Source organism: Streptomyces sp. NPDC059455 (genome assembly GCF_042750115.1).
Taxonomy (GTDB): Bacteria; Actinomycetota; Actinomycetes; order Streptomycetales; family Streptomycetaceae; genus Streptomyces; species Streptomyces endocoffeicus.
This window is the reverse complement of the sequence record NZ_JBHYVB010000024.1, coordinates 68642-85033: the sequence shown is the minus strand read 5'-3', so window position 1 is coordinate 85033 and position 16392 is coordinate 68642. Positions and strand designations below refer to the sequence as shown.

The following is a 16392-nucleotide window of genomic DNA, read 5'->3' as shown; positions in this document are numbered from 1 at the left end:
CACACTGGGCCCCCCACCCCGCACCACAACCCCCCCCCCCACCCGGTGGGCGGGGCCCCCTGGTGGGGCTTATTTCCCCCCATCGGGGGTCCCGGGGGCGGAGCCCCCTGGTTCGGGAAGGGGCGGGTAGGGGATAGCCCGCCGCAGGCGCTACCCGGATGGTGCGCGCTCGCCGGTGCCAGGGCCGCCTCAGGAGGCGGTCCGCGTGCCGCGCTTGCCCGTCTGCTTCTTCGCGGTGGTCTTCTTGGCCGCGGCCTTCTTCGTGCCCGTGCGCTTCTTCCCGGCGGGCTCCTCCGCGGCCTTGGCGGCCTTCGTCGCCGTCCTCTTCCCGGCCGCGGTGGTCTTCTTGGCGGTGGCCTTCTTCGTCGCGGCCTTCTTCGCCGGTGCCTTCTTACGGCCGCGCAGATCGTGGACCGTCGCCTCCGCCTCCTCCTCGGCTTCACCCTCCGGGGCCTCCGGGGCTTCCGCGGCCTCCCCGGCCCCCTCGCCCCGGGCCTCCTTGGCGCTGCGGACGCTCTCCTTCAGCGCCGCCATGAGGTCGACCACCTGCGCGCCCGCGGGCCGCTCACCGGGCTCGGCGGTGGGCGTGGCGCCGGACACCTTCGCCGCCACCAGTTCCTCCAGCGCCTCGTGGTACTCGTCGCGCAGATCGCTCAGATCCACCTCTCCGAGCGTCTCCATCAGGGTGTCGGCGAGGTCCAGTTCGGCCGGCTTCACGGTCACCTTCTCCTTGGGGGCCACCCCCGCGGGCTCGCGCACCTCGTCCGGCCAGAGCAGCCGGTGCAGCGCGATGGTGTCGCCCACGACGCGCAGCATCCCCAGCCGCTCGCGGCCGCGGTGGGCGTATTTGGCGATGGCGACCTTCTCGCTGCGCTTGAGCGCCTCGCGCAGCAGGGTGTACGGCTTGGCCCCGGCGGCGCCGCTGGTGCCCAGGTAGTAGGCGTCGCCCATCTGGAGCGGGTCGATCTCGGAGGCGGAGATGAACGCCTCGATCTCCAGGGTGTGGGTGGTGGGCAGCGGAAGCGCCGCGAGGTCCTCTTCGGTGATCGGGACCAGCGCGCCGTCCGCGTCCTCGTACGCCCGCCCGATCTCGCTCGACTCGACCGGCTTGTCCTCGAGCTCGCAGACCTTGCGGTAGCGGATGCGGCCGTTGTCGCGGGTGTGGATCTGCCGGAACGAGATCGAGTGGTCCTCGGTGGCCGGATAGATCTTGATCGGAATGCTCACCAGGCCAAAGGAAATGTTCCCATTCCAGATAGATCGCATGCTTGATACCTTTCGTGAGATTCTTATCGTATGTCCCCGATCGCGGAGGTGGAGGGGCGGCGGATCACGCTCAGGAACCTCGACAAGGTCATCCATCCGGTCACCGGCACCACCAAGGGCGAGCTGCTGCACTATCTGGCGTCGACCGCTGACGCGCTCCTCGGCCATCTGCGCGGGCGGCCGCTCGCGTTCCTGCGCTACCCGGACGGCCCCGACGGCCAGAAGTTCTTCACCAAGAACCCGCCTCCGGGCACGCCTCCCTGGGTGACGACGGCCGAGGTCACCCGCCATAAGGGGGAGACCGCGCGGCAGGTGGTGATCCAGGACCTGCCCTCGCTGATGTGGTCGGCCAACCTCGTGGTGGAGCTCCACACCCCGATGTGGCGGATCGACCAGGGCGTGGGCATCGCCGACCGGCTCGTCTTCGACCTCGACCCCGGGCCGCCCGCCACGATCGTGGACTGCCGCGTCGTCGCCGTATGGCTGCGTGAACGGCTGGCCGCCGACGGCCTTACGGCGTACGCGAAGACCAGTGGCTCCAAGGGGCTGCATCTGCTGGTGCCGGTGGCGCCGACCCCCTCCCGGCAGACCACCGGCTACGCCAGACGGCTGGCCCTGGAGGCCGCGAACGCCATGCCGGACCTGGTCATCCGCAAGATGACCCGCTCGCTGCGGCCGGGGAAGGTGTACGTGGACTTCAGCCAGAACGCCGCCGCGAAGACCACCGCCGCCCCGTACACCCCCCGCGCCGTCCCCGAACCGGCCGTCTCCGCGCCCGTCACCTGGGAGGAGGTCGAGGCGTGCGGCGAACCCGCGGCGCTGACCTTCCTGATCGACGACATCCCCGCGCGGCTCGACCGCCACGGGGATCTGCTCGCCCCACTGCTCGACCCGGCGGAGGCGCGCCCGCTGCCGACGGGCGAGGCCGGTGTCGAGGAGGGCGAGGCCGGTGTCGAGGAGGACCGGGCCAACGGCCAAGGCGACGACGAAGGCGCGGCCGACCGATGACGCCGCCCTCCCACGAGCCGCCCCTTCAGCCGCCCGTTCAGCCACCCGTGGACGTGGCGCTGGCCCGTGTCGTCCCGATCCTGCCCACCGCCCCGCCCGGACGGCGGCTGGCGTACGAGCCCAAGTTCGACGGCCATCGGCTGCTGATCTTCCGGCTGGGGGACACCGTAAGGATGCAGGCACGCTCCGGCCGCATCGTCACCCGCGCCTTCCCCGACCTGGTGGCCGCCGCCCGGCCGCTGCCGCCCGGCACGGTCCTCGACGGCGAGGTGGTGGTGTGGGCGGGCGGCCGTACGGACTTCGCCGCCGTCCAGAAGCGCGCCTTCGCCGCGTCCGAGTCCCGGGCGGGGAGGCTCGCCCGGGAACTGCCCGCCTCCTACGCCGCCTTCGATCTGCTCGCGATCGGCGCGGAGGATCTGCGGCCGCTTCCGTACGAGCAGCGCCGCGCCCGGCTGATGGCGCTCCTCGAACCGCTCGGCCCACCGCTCCAGGCCGTGCCGATGACGACCGATCCGGAGCTCGCGGCCACCTGGTACGCGTCGCTCCTGGAGATCGGTATCGAGGGCCTGGTCATCAAGGAGCTGGATCAGCCCTACCGGCCGGGCCGCCACTGGCGGAAGGTGCGCCACTCGGAGACCCGGGACGCCGTCGTCGTCGGCGTCGTCGGCCCCCGCCTCCGCCCGCGCGCCCTCGCGCTGGTGCTCCCGGGCGACGACGCGCCGTTGATCTCCGCCCCGCTCTCCACGGCCGTCCGCGCCCAGCTCGGCGCGGCCCTGCGCGATCTGCCCGACCCCCAGCCCCCGCCCGCCGAACTCCCCACCGCCCTGGACCGGGTCGGTGCCGAGATCGCCTATCGCCCCATCGCCCCGGACCTGACCGTCGAGGTCCGCCAGGAGGGCACGGTCCGCCACGCGGCGACGAGGGTGATGCGCCTGCGCATCCCCGACTGATCACCTTCGGCTGACCCCGTGCCCTGTGTGCCCCGGCCGTGCGACGATGCGCGGATGCGGGTGACGGTCGTGGGCAGCGGTGACGCGTTCGGCTCGGGCGGGCGGTTCCAGACCTGCCTGGCAGTGGCCCCCGACCCGGCCGGCCCGCCCCACGTCCTGGTGGACTGTGGCGCGACCAGCCTGACGGCGATGCGTCAGCAGGGGATCGAGACCAACGACATCGACACGGCCCTGGTCACCCATCTGCACGGTGACCACTTCGGCGGTCTGCCGTTCCTCGTCCTCGACGGGCAGTTCAGGCGCCGCACCCGTGATCTGACCGTGGTCGGCCCGCCCGGGACCGGTGACCGGCTGACGCGAGCGATGGAAGCGCTGTTCCCCGGCTCGAGCGGGGTGCGACGGCGCTTCGACGTCCACGTCATGGAGCACGCCGACCGGTGTCCCAGGGGACTGGGGCCCCTGCGGGTGACCCCGTTCGAGGTGCGGCACGCTTCCGGAGCTCCCGCCTACGCGCTACGGGTGGAGGGGCCGAGCGGAGCGATGGCTTACTCGGGCGACACCGAGTGGACCGATGCCCTGCTCGACGCGGCGGACGGCGTCGGGCTGTTCCTCTGCGAGGGTTACAGCCCGCGCCCCATCCGCTGGCATCTCGACCTCGACACGCTCGCGCGCCACCGTGACCGTTTCACTTGCCGACGGCTGTTGCTCACCCATCTGTCCCTGACGGCGCTGGCCGAGGATCTGAGCGGCTGGGACGTCGCCCACGACGGGCTGCGCGTCGAGCTGTGACCGCCGTGGCTCCGGCCGGAACTGGCAGGGAACACCTGGGATCGTCAGGGAACACCTGGGATCGTCAGGGAACACCAGGGATCGTCAGGGAACGCCCGGATCCCCCCGCTCCTACGACCCGGCGGGCCCACCCGCTTCTACGGCCCCGGAGGGCCCGCCGGATCCGGAGGGCCCGTCACCACCGCCGTCACCCGGCTGCCCGGGGCCAGTTCACCCCGCTCCACCAGCCCGTACACACCCCACAGCAGCTTCGCCACGTACCGCCGCTCCAACCGGACCCCGTGCCGCGCCTCGAACCCCGCCGCGAACGCCTCCAGCTCCGCCGGGACCCGCCCGTAGCCGCCGCCGTGGTAGCCGTGCTCGATCCGCCAGTTGGCGAAGGCCCGCCCCCACCCCCGCTCGTGCAGCGCGGCCACCTCGCGGTCCAGGTAGCCCTCCGCCCCCTTCAGAACGGCGAACCCCACCGCCCGGGCGCCGGGCGGGAGTGCGGCGGCGATCCCGGCCAGCGTGCCGCCCGTGCCCACCGCGCAGCACACCACATCGCCCGGCCCCAGGTCGGGCAGGTCGGGCAGCTCCGCGACGAGCTCCGCCGCGCCGCGCGCCGCCAGGACGTTCGTACCGCCTTCCGGGAGCACATAGGCGCGCCCCCACCGCTCCTCAAGCGCCCGTAGGGTGCCGGGGTCGTCCTCGCCCAGACCGCGCAGCGTTTCGCGGTAGGCGGAGCGGGTGACGAAGGCCAGCTCCATGCCGTGTGCCTCGGCCCGCGCCAGCGACCAGTTGCGCGGCGCGTCGGCCAGCTCGTCGCCCCGGATGACCCCGACCGTCGACAGCCCGTACGCGGCCCCCGCCGCGGCCACCGCCCGGATGTGGTTGGAGTACGCCCCGCCGAACGTGAGCAGCCGGGTGTGGCCGCGCTCGACGGCCGCGCGCAGATTCGGGGTGAGCTTGCGCCACTTGTTGCCCGGAGGGTACAGGTCCACTGGTGCATGTGCCCCGGCGGCGCCGGAAAGCCACTGGTGGATGAGGTCATCCCGCTTGAGCCGTAGCTCCACGCCCCGGCGGGCAAGCCACTCGTCCTGTACGTCCTGCAACGGGGACGGCGGCCAGGGCTGGTACAGGGTGGCGAGGTCTATCGGGCGTCTCACCTGTCCATTCTGACCGCTGGCCCTCCCTTACTGAGCCGTGCCGCCTGCGGGCCGTACGGACGCGGGCCCGACCCGCTCACACAGCGTAAGCACTGGCAGGGTGGCCATGTCGAGGTGAGGAGGGGAGCCAGAGGGTCACTGCTGATGACCACCACTTCGGCGCTCCAGGTCTGGCCACTGTCATGGGACACCCGCAGGCTCATGAGCCGCTGTCCCTTTTCTGCCTTGTCCATCACGATCTGCCTCTTCTGCCGCTTTGGGTCGTGATGGTCCCGCCATTGCCCAGGACACCGCGACGACAGAAAAGGCGTTGTTCGGGTGTCCCTCAAAAGGCGTCATTTCGGTGTCATTCATGGGGGTTCAGGGCTAGCGTGGACGTCATGGCGACCGAGGTGCACGCACCGAATGACGCGCTGCGGGCTGTGCGGATCGGCCTGCGGATGAGCCAGGACGACTTGGCAAAGGCGCTCCGCCGGGCAGGTGTCGAATTGGGCGAGCCGAACGAGGCCAGCAAGCGGCTGGTCCAACGCTGGGAATCCGGTATCAGCAGATCGCCGAGGCCGGTCTATATCCGCGCGCTGGAGAGGGTCGCAGGGGTGCCGATCGAGTCGTTGGGATTCGCCCCGCAGGTGCCCATGGCGAGAGTCCATGGTGATGGAGCAGGAGGGCATGACATGACACCGAGCGCGGAGGGTGTGGCTCCCGCCTCCGCCGACACCCGAGCGGGCCAGCAGACAGCAGCGGAGAACTACAGCGGCGTCTGGCTTTCCCGGTACGAGTACTACTCGTCAGGGCGCGAGGACGTCTTCGAGGGCAGGCACCACGTGGTGCTCGTGCAGCACGGCAATCGCCTGACCGGGCGGTCACTCAACGGAGCGTCCTTGAACCCGGACTCCCCGCTCTCCCTGGACCTCACCGTTGACCGGAGCGTGGTCACGGGCACCTGGACCGAGCAGACGGCCCCAGGCGGCTACTACCAGGGGGCGTGCTACCACGGCGCGCTTCAGATGCTCGTGGAGCCGACCAGTCGCCGCATGGCTGGCAAGTGGGTGGGCTTCGGCAAGGACTTCGACGTCAACACCGGCCCATGGGAACTGCGCCTCATGGACACCTCGGTCTCCAAGGCGACTCTGGAGCGGTACAGCGTCCCGCCGGAGTGACCGGTCCGCTCAGGGGGCCTGATGGGGCGGTTCTCAGCGGTGGGGCGAGGTCCCGGGCCGAGGCGCGTCCCAAGGCCGCGATCGGCGGCCGCCGACGGTCGGTCGGGAAAGGCCGTCGGCGAGTCTCCGTGCTGTGGCGTCACAGCTCCACGACGACGGCACCCAGATGGCGTCCCTCGATCAGCTCGCGGAGCGCCTGGGGCGCCCGCTCGATGCCGCGCAGCCGGGCGTGCGGGAAGGAGAGGGTGCCCGTGCGCAGGCCCTCGGCGAAGCGGCGGTTCCACTGGGGGATCAGGTCCAGGTGGTCGTAGAGGGCGATGCCCCGCAGGGTGATGCTGCGGGAGAGCAGCGAGAGCGTGTCGATCTCGGTCTTGGAGACATTCGTGGGGTCCGTGGCGAGCTGGCTGGCCAGCGCCCCCACGATGGCGATCCGGGCGCCCCTGTTGGCGGCGGCGATGGCCGCTGTCAGCTGCTCGCCGCCTACATTGTCGAAGACCGCGTCGACGCCGCCCGGGGCGGCCTCGCGCAGCTGGTCCTCGAAGGGACCCGCGCCGCGGATGACCACTGCGTCGTAGCCCAGTTCGCCGATCAGCCAGTCGGCCTTCTGCCGCGAGCCGGTGCTGCCGATGACCCGGGCCGCGCCGAACTGCCGAGCGATCTGGCCCGCCAGGGAGCCCACGCCACCGGCCGCCCCCGTGACGAACACCGTGTCACCGGACCGCACTTCGGCACCGCGCTCGATGCCCATCAGGGCGGTGGGGCCCTGGGAGAGGAAGGCGGCCGGGTCCGGCATCAGGCCGGGTTCGAGGCGGTGCGCCTGACTCGGGTCGAGCAGCGCGTACTCGCGCCAGCCGAGCCGGTGTTCCACCAGGTCGCCGGGGGTGAGCTCGGTGCCGGGGGCGGCTATGACCTCGCCGATCGCCGGTCCGTTCAGCGGTGCCCCGATCTCGAAGGAGGGCATCGGCAGGTCGGTGTTCTCGTCCATCAGGGTGCGCATCACGGCGGCGACGCCCATATGGGTGTTGCGCACGAGGACCTGGCCCGGGCCAGGCTCGGGGACCGGCACCTCCGCGATCTCGCCCGGCTCGTACGGGAGGAGCCGCGGGGGCGGCAGCGGTACTACCACCTGGAGCCGGATCCGCTCGCCGAGGTGCGGCAGTGGCTGCATCCCTTCGAGCACTACTGGCGCGAACGGCTCCGCGCGCTGCGCGACGTCCTCGACGAGGAGAACCCATGACCGAGCCCGATGCCATCCACTGCGACCAGTTCCTGCCCCACCCTCCGGCCGTCGTGTGGAAGGCCCTCACCGATCCGCGGCTGCACGCGCGGTGGTGGGCCGCGGGCGATGTGCGGGCGGAGGTCGGCCACCGCTTCACGCTCGACATGGGGTCCTGGGGAGAGCAGCCCTGCGAGGTGATCGCCGTCGAGCCGGAGCGGCTGCTGAGCTACCGGTTCGCCGGGACCACCCTCGACACCACCATCACCTGGCGCCTCGAACCGGAGGGCGCCGGCACCCGGCTCTTCCTCGAGCACACCGGGTTCGACCTCGACTCCCCGCTCGGCAGGAAGGCGCTCGACGGCATGGGCCGCGGCTGGCCCTCGGTGCTCAAGAACCTCGCCAGGGTGCTCGCCGAACCGGCGAGCTGAGCGACAGGCCGGGAACCTTACGAGAAGCGGGCTATCGCCGTCATCGTCGGCCGCAGGTTCCGTACCGCGGGCAGCCACCGCATCAGCGGCGCCAGCGCCCCGTAGTAGAACCCCCGCCCGCGCGGCGGCGGCACCTCGCGCACGTCCGTGATCGCCGGATGGGCCGTCCGCACCTTGGGCAGCTCACCCGCGTCCATGCCCCACGGCATGGGCGGCGGGCGGTAGCCCCGCTCGGTGCGCATCTCGCCGCGCATCGTCCGGGCGCTGAACCACCGCGGCACCGCGTCGAAGACCAGCGCCCCGCCCCGGAACCGCTCGGCGCACCCCGCGATCAGGTCCTTCACCTCGGTCGGCCGCAGATACATCAGCAGCCCCTGCGCGGTGATCAGCACCCCGCGCGCCGGATCGACCTCGTCCCGCCAGGACAGGTCGAGCGCCGAGCGGGCGAGGGTGCGCCGCCGCTCGTCGTCGGGCAGCAGCGCCCGCCGCACCTCGGCGGTCTCCGGCAGCTCCACGCACACCCAGCGCGCCCGCCCGTTGTCCACCCGCCAGAACTGCGTCTCCAGACCCTCGGCGAGCGTGACGACCGTGCCGTCCGGATGCTCGTCGAGGAAGGCCCGTACGACGGCGTCGAAGGTGCGGACCCGCAGCGCCTGGCCCTGCGCCAGCAGCGGGCTGGGCGTTCCGAAGGTCTCCTCGAAGGGGTAGTCGATGCGGTCGACCAGCTCCACGGCCTTGGGGTCGTCCAGCACGGTCCGCGCCCGGCGGGCCTCGGCGGCCCGCATATAGAGGTTCCACAGCAGGGTCTCGGGCACCTCGCTCAGCTCGACGCGCCGACCGCCCTTGCCGCCCCTCGTGCCGTTCCCGTTCCTGTTCCCGGTCGAGTCCCTGTTCCCGGTCCCGCCCGTGTTCCCGGTCCCGTCCGGTCCGGCGTCCGCCATGGCGTCGTCACTCCTCGCACGCGCGTCCCTCGGCGTTCCCCCCCACCGCTTCCATCGCCTTCACCGCCATTCAACCTCACCCGATCCCTCATCCGGAACGGCGAACGCCCCGGCCCCCGGACGAATCCGGGGCCGGGGCGTTCAGGCGGTACGGCGGTCGTTCAACCCGCCTCGGCCGGAACCGGGCCGATCGCCCGGCCCGCCCACTCGGGGGCCTTCTCGAGCAGATCCGTCAGCCGCTCCCGCACCTCATCGGGGAACGGAGCCGAGCGGCTCTCCTTCTGGTCGATATGGAGCGCGAGCAGCTCGGTCGTGGCCACGGGGCCGCCGTCCGGCTCGCCCACATGCATTTCGTGGGTGAACCGGACCTTCTTCCCGTCCACGCCGATGACGCGCGTACGGATGGTGAGTTCGGCGCCCTCCTCGACCTCGCTCAGATACCGGATGTGCGACTCCACGGTGTAGAGGGAGCAGCCGGTCTTGGCGCGGTAGGCCGAGTCGAGCCCGGTCTCCACCATCATCTCGTCGGTGCTGTGGCCGAAGACGAGGACGTAGAACGCCTCGCTCATATGGCCGTTGTAGTCGATCCACTCGGGACGTACGGTCTGCCGGTAGTCGGGGAGCGTGCTGCTCACTTCTCGTCTCCCATGGTGCTGGGGGTATGTGCGATGCCGTCCGTCCCCTCGGTGCGCTGCCGCGGCAGACGGCCAGTCGCCCGCAGGACGTCTATGACGCCCTGGTCCCGCTCCGCGACGAGCTGCGCGATGGTACGGCTGCCCGCCGCCTCGTCACAGCCGTCGACCATGGCCGCACGCAGCGTGTCGTCCAGCTCAGGCGCCTCGAGACGGGTCCACGGAGACTTCAACGAGGGTCCGAAGTGGTCGAGCATATGTCCCATGCCTCCGTCGCCGCCCGCCAGGGCGAACGTGAGGCACGGACCCATGAACGCCCACCGCAGTCCGGGCCCCTCGGTGATGGAGTCGTCGATCTCCTTCACCGTGGCCTCACCGTTGGCCACCATGTGCAGCGCCTCCCGCCACAGCGCCTCCTGGAGCCGGTTGGCGATGAAGCCGGGCAGCTCGCGCTCCATGGTGATCACGGACTTGCCCGCCACCTTGTAGAAGCGCGAGGCCCACTCGACCGCCTCGGCGCCGGTCTGCTTCCCGCCGACGACCTCGACCAGCGGAATGAGATACGGCGGATTGAAGGGGTGGCCGACGACGAGGCGGCCGGGGTCGGCGGCCTCGGTCTGCATATCGGTCATCGGATAGCCGGAGGTGGAGGAGGCGATGACGACCCCGGGCGGGGCCGCCGCGTCCAGCTGGGCCAGCAGCGACCGCTTGAGCTCCAGCTTCTCCGGGGCGCTCTCCTGGACGAACTGCGCGTCGGCCACGGCCTCCGCCAGGGTCGCGGTGACGGTCAGCCGGTCGGGGGAGGCGCCGTCGGCGAGGCCGATCTGCTCCAGGGCGGGCCAGGCGGCCGCCACGAGACGGCGCAGCTTCTCCTCGGCGTCGGGGGCCGGGTCCCAGGCGGTGACGTCGTAGCCGCGCGCCAGGAAGTGGGCGACCCAGCCGCCGCCGATGACTCCGGCGCCGACGCAGGCGACGCGGCGTACCTCTTCGGGGGCGCAGGGGGATGAGGGCATGGCGGTCCTAAGGATGTGAGGGGGGAGAGGGGGGAAGAGAGGGGAGCCGGTGGGGGATTACGCGCGGGGCTTGAGGCCCAGCCGCTGCCGCGCCTCGTCCGGCGTGGCGACCTTCGCGCCCAGCAGCTCCGTGATCTGGACCGCGCGCTCGACGAGCTGGCCGTTGGTGGCCTTGACGCCCCGGCTGAGGTAGAGGTTGTCCTCAAGGCCGACCCGTACGTTCCCGCCGAGCAGGATGGACTGCGCCACCCACGGCATCTGCATCCGGCCCAGCGCGAAACTGGCCCACTGGGCGCCCTCGGGCAGCATGTTGACCATCGACGCGAGCACGCCCGGCTCGGCCGGGGCGCCCCACGGGATGTCCATGCACAGCTGGAAGACGGTCGGGTCGTCCAGCAGCCCCTCGGCCAGCAGCTGCTTGGCGAACCACAGCTGCCCGGTGTCGAAGATCTCCAGCTCGGGGCGTACGCCCAGCTCCTGGATGCGCTTGGCGCCGGTGCGCAGCATGTCGGGGGTGGAGACGTAGAGGTTGCTGCCGTCGCCGAAGTTGAGCGAGCCGCAGTCCAGGGTGCAGATGTCGGGGAGCAGGTCCTCGACGTGGGGGAGCCGGTCCAGGCCGCTGACCAGGTCGGTGCCGGGGAGGTGGGTGAGCGGGTTCTCGGGGTCGATCACCAGGTCGCCGCCCATACCCGCGGTGAGGTTGATGACGACGTCGGTGCCGGTCTCCTTGACCCGCTCCACGACCTCGCGGTAGAGCCGCGGATCGCGGGCGGGGGCGCCGGTCTCGGGGTCGCGTACGTGGATGTGGACCACGGCCGCACCGGCCTCCGCGGCCTCGACGGCGGAGCGGGCTATCTGCTCGGGGGTGACGGGGACATGGGGGCTGCGGCCCACGGTGTCACCGGCGCCGGTCAGGGCGCAGGTGATGATGACGCTGTCGTTCATGGGCATGGGCTTCTCTCCCTCTCTCGCGGTGCACCGCACTCTGGTGCGGAGCTACGGTCCGGGCCGGTCGGCCGGTCCGGCCGCGTCGGCGCCGGAGCGCCGTGCGGTCAATTCGGTGTCCACGTACGCGTTGCAGGCGATGTCCATGGCCTCGGCGCTCGTACCGCCCGCATCGGGCCCGGTGGCCAGTACCTGAATGGCGAGTCCGTCGATCAGCGCGGTCAGGCGCAGCGCGCTGAACTCGGGGTCGACGGTGCGGAAGACCCCCTGCTCGATGCCGCGCCGGATCACCTCGGCCACGGTCCGCCGCCACTGCTGGTAGAAGTCGGCGTGCAGCCGCCCGATGGCCGTGGACCGCGCGGCCTCGGCCCACAGGTCCATCCACACCAGCCACTGCTGCCGCTGCCGTTCGGTGTACGGCGCCTGGAGCGCGATCAGCTGCCGTAGCTCCTCGCGCGCGTCGTCGGCCTCGGCGGTCCGGGCGGCGCGGCGCGCGGTGTCCTCGTCCATGCACCAGCGCACGGCGGCCTCGAGCAGCTCGGCGCGGCCCGGGAAGTGGTAGTGGATGGTGGCGGTGCTGGTGTCGCAGGCCGCGGCGATGTCGGCGACGCGTACGGCGTGGAAGCCGCGCTCGGCGATGAGCCGGACCGTCTCCCGCACGATCTGCAGCGGCCGTCCGCCGCCGGGGGGCGCGGTGGGGGCGGACGGCCGTGGCGCCCCGGCCGCCCCGCCGGCCGCTCCCTCGGCTCCGCCGTCCGCTCCGTCGCCGGTCGTGGTGCCCAGCAGCCATCCGGCGTCCACGTTCCCGGCGTCGGCGATCCGCGCCAGCTCGGCCACGGTGAAGCGCCGGCTCCCGCTGAGCGAACGCGAGAGCTTGGACGGGTCCATCACGACCCGCCGCGCGAATTCGCGCTGGGTACAACCGGCTTCGCCGATCACCTGACGTACGCGTTCCGCCACGTCGAACTGTTGCCGCATGGCCGACACGGTACGGATGCGTTGAGATAAGCGCAATGAATGTGACAGTGGAATGCCTGCTTCCTCCTGATATCCATGGGAATTTCACCCAGAGATTGCGATGCGGGCTGACTGATGCATCAGTTTTGGTCGATGATGTTCGAACGCTTCCGACTATGCTCACCGGGCGTGAGAACAGGAGAGATCGGGTGACAGCGGATGGGGACGACGTCCGGCTTATCGGCGGCCGCTACGAGCTGGGCAACCGGCTGGGGCGCGGCGGTATGGGCACGGTCTGGCGCGCGTACGACAAAATGCTGGCGCGCGAGGTCGCTGCCAAGGAGCTGAACGTCGCGAGCGACGACCACGAGTACCACCGACGGCTGCGCCGCGCGCTGAGAGAGGCGCGTACCGTCGCCCGGGTGCATCACCCGCATGTGGTGGGCGTCCATGACCTGGTCGAACACGACGACCGGCTGTGGATCGTGATGGAGCTGATCGACGGCCCCAACCTGGCCCGCCGGATCGCGGACGACGGCCCCCTCACCCCCCGCCACACCGCCGCCCTCGGGCTGCAGCTGCTCGGCGCGCTGGAGGCCGTGCACGCCGCCGGGGCGCTGCACCGCGACATCAAGCCCGCCAACGTCCTGCTGCGCCGGGACGGCGGCGCCGTCCTCACCGACTTCGGCATCGCCGCCCTGGAAGACGACGAGTCGCTCACCACCACCGGTGAACTCCTCGGCTCCATCGGGTACATGGCGCCCGAGCGGCTGACCGCGGAGGAGGTCGGCCCGCCGTCGGACCTGTGGTCGCTGGGCGCGACCCTGTCCGCGGTCGCCTCCGGCGTATCGCCCTTCCAACGCTCCACGGGGGCCGCCGCGCTGCACGCGGTCACCTTCGCGGACCCGGTCATCCCGGAACGGGTCGGCCCGCTGCGGCCCGTCGTCGAGGCCCTGCTGAACAAGTCCCCGGACCAGCGCCCGTCCGCGGCCACGGTCGGGGCCGCGCTGCGCCGCGTCGCGGACGGGGCGGAAGACCCGGGCCCGCTGCCTCCGGCGGGCACTCCGGGCGACTTCGCGGAGCCCCCCACGAACGTGGCGGCCAGCCCCATGAACGTGGCGGACACCCCGACGCTGACCGGTGCCCCCACACCCACCGCGCCCCACACCCTCACCGGCGCCCCCGTCCTGGACCGGGAACCGACCGTCGTCGACCGGGCGGCCGGATCGCCACCCGCTCGACCCCGCGGCCGGGGCCGGGCCCGGACCTGGTGGTGGACGGCGGGTGCGGCGCTCGCGGTGGCGGCCCTCGCCGCCGGGCTCTTCTTCGCCTTCGGCCCCCCGTCCAATGGCGATGGCGACGACGACGCGGCGCAGCCTCCCGACACCTCCACCAGCAAGGTGACCGTGGACGCGGCCCGTGGCTGGCAGTCCGCGACGAACACCCCGATCCAGAAGGGCGACAGGGTGTCGGTCCGCTACACCAGCGGCACCTGGACCGTGGACTCCGCCAATCTCCCCCTCGTCGGCCCGGGCGGCCACACCGCCGCCGACGACCAATCCCTCCGCTTCGCCTGGCAGAACTGCAAGGTGAAGTCCGACGTCACCTTCGGCGCCCTCCTGGGCCGCTACCCCGGAAACCCCGGCAACCCCCACGCCGTACACCGCGCCTGGAGCTTCCAGGCCACCCGCTCGGGCACCCTGCAACTCCGCGTCAACGACGGCGAGGGCTGCCTGGACGACAACAAGGGAGCCCTCACCGTCACCGTGCAGATCACCCACTGACCGGGCGGCGCGGCGCGCCCGAGCACGCGGTTCCGCGAAAAAACGTGGGCACCGCGGGCAACGTGCGGGCTTCGTCGACGCATCCTTCCGGGCGGTCCGGGCAGCAGCGCCCGGGGCACCAGCACGAAAAGGGAGCGTCACTTGGATTCGGAGAAGAGGAAGAAGCCGTTCGCACGGCGACGTGTTCTGGCCCTGACGGGCGGGTCCCTCATCGCCGCGGGGTGCACACAGGGCGAACGACGGTCCGCCGACAAGACCAGTCACGACCCCGGGGCAAAGATCTCCGCCGAGGCGCCGGACGGGGCGCTGGGAGCGAATTTCAACGAGGACGCCGACAGCGTGACCTTCGGCGAACTGCGCGAGCTCTCCGCGAGCTGGCTCCGGGGCTTCGTTCCGATGCCCGAGGTCACGGACGACGCCTCCCACCAGCGCGCCATCGCGAAGCTCCTGGACGCCCATCGCCTCGGCCACAGCACGCTGCTCTCGCTGAAGTTCCCGTACAACCACCGGCCGATACCCCGACCGGGCAGCTCCGCCATGGACGCGGAACTCGCCCGGGTCGACAAGGTCCTGCAGACCGTCCTCGACACCGTCGACATCCTGGCCATCGGCAATGAGCCGTTCATCGAGAGCCTTCCCCAGGACCGCCGCTCGGGCGCGCTGAACGCGTTCTATGAGCACGTCGCGGAGCACATCATCGCGTACCGGAAGAAGCGCTTCGGCTCGGGCTGCCGGACCCGCCTCCACATGGGCGCGCTCAACTTCCTCGACAAGCCGGACAAGCGGACGCGGGCCACCGACCGCTGGCTGTCCTTCACCCGCCGGACCCCGGAGATCGAGGGCGTGGACATCCACCCCCATGTGTCCGCGCCGGAGAAGGTGCGGCCCTACCTCGACTACATCCTGCCCCGCCTCCGCGACGGCCAGAAGTTCCTGGTCACCGAGTTCTCCCTGGTCCAGCTGTGGAAGCTGCACCTGAACGACACGATCCCCGCGCGCTTCGCCCGCCGCTACCGCCTTCCGTCGGACACCCCGGTGTGGAAGGTGATCAAGGAAGCCATCGAGCATCCCTTCCCCGAGGAGAAGTGGCGCGACTTCCTCGCCATGAGCCCCTGGTTCGAGAACAACAAGCACTTCCTGCGCGACCAGGTGGGCCACTTCCGCGACACCGGACGCCTCGCCGTGGCCACGTACGGAGTCACCCAAGGCGCCGCCATGACCCAGGACTTCGGGCCGGACAAGACACCCTGGCTGCTGAACAGCCTCTACGCCAACCGCACCGTGGAGAAGTCCGACGACGGCTCACCGGCCCACAACTACGGCTTCTTCGACGACTTCCGAGCCCTCCAGCGCCCCCAGAACTGATCTCAGTCCGCGCCGGATGCGAGAGACTCCGTGCGATGAGTGGTTGTTGTGGCGCGGAGCTGGTAATCGGCGGGATCGTCATGGCGGGGGCGTCCGTGCAGTGGCTGACGGGCATGGGGTTCGCGCTGATCGCGGTGCCCGCTCTCGTGCTGCTGCTCGGCCCGGGAGACGGCGTCGCCCTCGCCAACTGCGGGTCCGGTGCCATCTGCGCGCTGGGACTCGTCGACGGCGGCTGGCAGCGGGTGCGGCTCACCGCGATGGTCCCCCTGGTCGCCGCCTCCGCCTGCACCGTCCCGGCCGGCACCTGGGTGGCCGCCCGCCTCCCCGGACCCGTCCTCCTGGCCGGTACGGGCACCCTGGTGAGCCTGGCCGTCCTGCTGGTGATGGCCGGCCTGCGCGTCCCCGCCCTGAACGGCGTCAAAGGCGCCCTGACCGCCGGCGCCGCCGGGGGCTTCATGAACGCGTCGGCCGGCGTGGGCGGCCCGCCGATATCCCTGTACGCGGTGAACGCGGGCTGGACGGTCCGCGAGTTCGTGCCCAACGCGCAGTTCTACGGAATCGTGGTGAACGCGTTCTCCATCGCCACCAACGGCGTCCCCCAACTCAACCCGCCCCTATGGACCTTGGCGGCGGCGGGAATGACGGCGGGCGCCTTCATCGGCAAGTCCCTCATCACCCGCGTCCCCGACCACGGAGCCCGCCTGCTCGTCCTGCTGCTGGCGCTGGCAGGCGGGCTGTCCACGCTGGCGAAGGGGGCATGGGAGCTATGAGGGGCCCTGCCTCGGTAGCG

The 16392-nt window shown here is 71.6% G+C and carries 17 protein-coding genes; 9 read left to right on the top strand and 8 right to left on the bottom strand.

Annotation, left to right across the window (positions count from 1 at the left end):
* Positions 1–189: 189 nt before the first annotated feature.
* Positions 190–1266 carry a Ku protein gene (locus tag ACFXB5_RS11810; protein WP_385205667.1) on the bottom strand — a complete coding sequence of 359 codons (1077 nt, stop codon included), beginning with the start codon at positions 1264–1266 and terminating at the stop codon, positions 190–192.
* 30 nt (positions 1267–1296) lie between these two features.
* Between ACFXB5_RS11810 and ligD the strand changes: the two genes are divergently transcribed.
* Genes ligD through ACFXB5_RS11795 form a run of 3 tightly spaced genes read left to right on the top strand, consistent with a single transcriptional unit; the run spans position 1297 to position 4013 of the window.
* Positions 1297–2274: a non-homologous end-joining DNA ligase gene (gene ligD / locus ACFXB5_RS11805; RefSeq protein ID WP_385205664.1), complete on the top strand. Its 978-nt coding sequence runs from the start codon at positions 1297–1299 to the stop codon at positions 2272–2274.
* Positions 2271–3224, top strand: a complete 954-nt coding sequence (locus ACFXB5_RS11800) for an ATP-dependent DNA ligase (protein ID WP_385205661.1) — start codon at positions 2271–2273, stop codon at positions 3222–3224. Before ligD ends, ACFXB5_RS11800 begins: the two co-directional genes overlap by 4 nt.
* Positions 3225–3278: 54 nt before the next feature.
* Positions 3279–4013 (top strand): MBL fold metallo-hydrolase, encoded by a 735-nt coding sequence (locus tag ACFXB5_RS11795; RefSeq protein ID WP_385205658.1) that lies wholly within the window; start codon positions 3279–3281, stop codon positions 4011–4013.
* A 137-nt stretch (positions 4014–4150) separates the two neighbouring features.
* Here ACFXB5_RS11795 and ACFXB5_RS11790 read toward each other — a convergent pair whose 3' ends face one another.
* Positions 4151–5158, bottom strand: coding sequence for a 1-aminocyclopropane-1-carboxylate deaminase/D-cysteine desulfhydrase (locus tag ACFXB5_RS11790; RefSeq protein ID WP_385205655.1), 1008 nt, complete (start codon positions 5156–5158; stop codon positions 4151–4153).
* Positions 5159–5538: 380 nt separating this feature from the next.
* On the opposite strand from ACFXB5_RS11790, the gene ACFXB5_RS11785 reads away from it, so the two are divergent.
* Positions 5539–6318, top strand: coding sequence for a helix-turn-helix transcriptional regulator (locus ACFXB5_RS11785; RefSeq protein WP_385205652.1), 780 nt, complete (start codon positions 5539–5541; stop codon positions 6316–6318).
* Positions 6319–6457: 139 nt separating this feature from the next.
* On the opposite strand, the gene ACFXB5_RS11780 is transcribed toward ACFXB5_RS11785, so the two are convergent.
* Positions 6458–7432: an MDR family NADP-dependent oxidoreductase gene (locus tag ACFXB5_RS11780; RefSeq protein WP_385205679.1), complete on the bottom strand. Its 975-nt coding sequence runs from the start codon at positions 7430–7432 to the stop codon at positions 6458–6460.
* Here ACFXB5_RS11780 and ACFXB5_RS11775 point away from each other — a divergent pair.
* Both ACFXB5_RS11775 and ACFXB5_RS11770 read left to right on the top strand, forming a co-directional pair.
* A complete protein-coding gene (locus tag ACFXB5_RS11775; RefSeq protein WP_385205681.1) occupies positions 7334–7555 on the top strand; it encodes a hypothetical protein in 222 nt (73 codons plus the stop codon). The two genes, ACFXB5_RS11780 and ACFXB5_RS11775, sit on opposite strands and share 99 nt — an antisense overlap.
* Positions 7552–7965, top strand: coding sequence for an SRPBCC domain-containing protein (locus ACFXB5_RS11770; RefSeq protein WP_385205650.1), 414 nt, complete (start codon positions 7552–7554; stop codon positions 7963–7965). The genes ACFXB5_RS11775 and ACFXB5_RS11770 overlap by 4 nt, the downstream gene beginning before the upstream one ends.
* 17 nt (positions 7966–7982) lie before the next feature.
* On the opposite strand, the gene ACFXB5_RS11765 is transcribed toward ACFXB5_RS11770, so the two are convergent.
* The 5 genes from ACFXB5_RS11765 to ACFXB5_RS11745 form a co-directional block, all read right to left on the bottom strand.
* Complete coding sequence (locus ACFXB5_RS11765) at positions 7983–8906, bottom strand: class I SAM-dependent methyltransferase (protein WP_385205648.1); 924 nt, start codon at positions 8904–8906, stop codon at positions 7983–7985.
* Between the two features lie 161 nt (positions 8907–9067).
* Positions 9068–9541, bottom strand: coding sequence for a thioesterase family protein (locus tag ACFXB5_RS11760; RefSeq protein WP_385205645.1), 474 nt, complete (start codon positions 9539–9541; stop codon positions 9068–9070).
* Positions 9538–10551: a 3-hydroxyacyl-CoA dehydrogenase NAD-binding domain-containing protein gene (locus ACFXB5_RS11755; protein ID WP_385205643.1), complete on the bottom strand. Its 1014-nt coding sequence runs from the start codon at positions 10549–10551 to the stop codon at positions 9538–9540. The genes ACFXB5_RS11760 and ACFXB5_RS11755 overlap by 4 nt, the downstream gene beginning before the upstream one ends.
* A gap of 57 nt (positions 10552–10608) precedes the next feature.
* Complete coding sequence (locus tag ACFXB5_RS11750) at positions 10609–11502, bottom strand: 3-keto-5-aminohexanoate cleavage protein (protein WP_385205641.1); 894 nt, start codon at positions 11500–11502, stop codon at positions 10609–10611.
* 45 nt (positions 11503–11547) lie between these two features.
* Positions 11548–12474 carry a TetR family transcriptional regulator C-terminal domain-containing protein gene (locus ACFXB5_RS11745; protein WP_385205638.1) on the bottom strand — a complete coding sequence of 309 codons (927 nt, stop codon included), beginning with the start codon at positions 12472–12474 and terminating at the stop codon, positions 11548–11550.
* Positions 12475–12662: 188 nt separating this feature from the next.
* On the opposite strand from ACFXB5_RS11745, the gene ACFXB5_RS11740 reads away from it, so the two are divergent.
* The 3 genes from ACFXB5_RS11740 (at position 12663) to ACFXB5_RS11730 (ending at position 16372) form a co-directional block, all read left to right on the top strand.
* Positions 12663–14237, top strand: a complete 1575-nt coding sequence (locus ACFXB5_RS11740; RefSeq protein WP_385205635.1) for a serine/threonine-protein kinase — start codon at positions 12663–12665, stop codon at positions 14235–14237.
* A gap of 141 nt (positions 14238–14378) precedes the next feature.
* Positions 14379–15602, top strand: coding sequence for a hypothetical protein (locus ACFXB5_RS11735; protein ID WP_385205633.1), 1224 nt, complete (start codon positions 14379–14381; stop codon positions 15600–15602).
* A gap of 35 nt (positions 15603–15637) precedes the next feature.
* Complete coding sequence (locus ACFXB5_RS11730) at positions 15638–16372, top strand: TSUP family transporter (protein ID WP_385205630.1); 735 nt, start codon at positions 15638–15640, stop codon at positions 16370–16372.
* The last annotated feature ends 20 nt before the right edge of the window (positions 16373–16392 follow it).

Coding starts and splice junctions, on each gene's coding strand:
- ACFXB5_RS11745 (WP_385205638.1), bottom strand. CDS start 12,474: ATGCGGCAACAGTTCGACGTGGCGGAACGCGTACGTCAGGTGATCGGC.
- ACFXB5_RS11750 (WP_385205641.1), bottom strand. CDS start 11,502: ATGCCCATGAACGACAGCGTCATCATCACCTGCGCCCTGACCGGCGCC.
- ACFXB5_RS11755 (WP_385205643.1), bottom strand. CDS start 10,551: ATGCCCTCATCCCCCTGCGCCCCCGAAGAGGTACGCCGCGTCGCCTGC.
- ligD (WP_385205664.1), top strand. CDS start 1,297: ATGTCCCCGATCGCGGAGGTGGAGGGGCGGCGGATCACGCTCAGGAAC.
- ACFXB5_RS11770 (WP_385205650.1), top strand. CDS start 7,552: ATGACCGAGCCCGATGCCATCCACTGCGACCAGTTCCTGCCCCACCCT.
- ACFXB5_RS11730 (WP_385205630.1), top strand. CDS start 15,638: ATGAGTGGTTGTTGTGGCGCGGAGCTGGTAATCGGCGGGATCGTCATG.
- ACFXB5_RS11785 (WP_385205652.1), top strand. CDS start 5,539: ATGGCGACCGAGGTGCACGCACCGAATGACGCGCTGCGGGCTGTGCGG.
- ACFXB5_RS11800 (WP_385205661.1), top strand. CDS start 2,271: ATGACGCCGCCCTCCCACGAGCCGCCCCTTCAGCCGCCCGTTCAGCCA.
- ACFXB5_RS11795 (WP_385205658.1), top strand. CDS start 3,279: ATGCGGGTGACGGTCGTGGGCAGCGGTGACGCGTTCGGCTCGGGCGGG.
- ACFXB5_RS11765 (WP_385205648.1), bottom strand. CDS start 8,906: ATGGCGGACGCCGGACCGGACGGGACCGGGAACACGGGCGGGACCGGG.
- ACFXB5_RS11810 (WP_385205667.1), bottom strand. CDS start 1,266: ATGCGATCTATCTGGAATGGGAACATTTCCTTTGGCCTGGTGAGCATT.
- ACFXB5_RS11775 (WP_385205681.1), top strand. CDS start 7,334: ATGGGTGTTGCGCACGAGGACCTGGCCCGGGCCAGGCTCGGGGACCGG.